This is a genomic window from Corynebacterium sp. HMSC073D01 (genome assembly GCF_001815555.1).
In the GTDB taxonomy this organism is placed as follows: Bacteria; Actinomycetota; Actinomycetes; order Mycobacteriales; family Mycobacteriaceae; genus Corynebacterium; species Corynebacterium glucuronolyticum.
This window is the reverse complement of sequence record NZ_KV821085.1, coordinates 84,054-84,631: the sequence shown is the minus strand read 5'-3', so window position 1 is coordinate 84,631 and position 578 is coordinate 84,054. Positions and strand designations below refer to the sequence as shown.

The window sequence follows — 578 nt, the reverse complement described above, 5'->3', positions numbered from 1 at the left end:
TCTGCCCCGCACCTGCGGGGATGAGCCGTCCCCCAGGTGATCTGGATAAACTTACGGAACATCTGCCCCGCACCTGCGGGGATGAGCCCCCTTCGTTCACGAATTTCGGCATCCGGTATTTCATCTGCCCCGCACCTGCGGGGATGAGCCGGCCATCATCCGACGTGGCGGGCGTGGTGTTGTATCTGCCCCGCACCTGCGGGGATGAGCCCAACGATGACGAACTGTGCGTTAGACATAGGAAATCTGCCCCGCACCTGCGGGGATGAGCCCTTGGGGCCTAGGGGTGCGCTGAGGAGGAAAACATCTGCCCCGCACCTGCGGGGATGAGCCTGAGCACGCTTAATGATGTTGTGGCGAAGATCGATCTGCCCCGCACCTGCGGGGATGAGCCGGCGAGAGCACCCGACCATCGGCCAGGTGCTCCATCTGCCCCGCACCTGCGGGGATGAGCCTCCCGCGTTGATGAATTTCTGGGGTGAGGATAAATCTGCCCCGCACCTGCGGGGATGAGCCGAGCGGTGATGAGAAGGGGCACACCACCCGCGAATCTGCCCCGCACCTGCGGGGATGAGCCC

Annotated in this window: 1 CRISPR repeat array. The window is 64.2% G+C overall.

Features of this window, described 5'->3' with window-relative positions:
* Window position 1: 1 nt before the first annotated feature.
* Window positions 2-577: a CRISPR direct-repeat array (repeat unit 26 nt; unit sequence CTGCCCCGCACCTGCGGGGATGAGCC).
* Between the last annotated feature and the right edge of the window lies 1 nt (window position 578).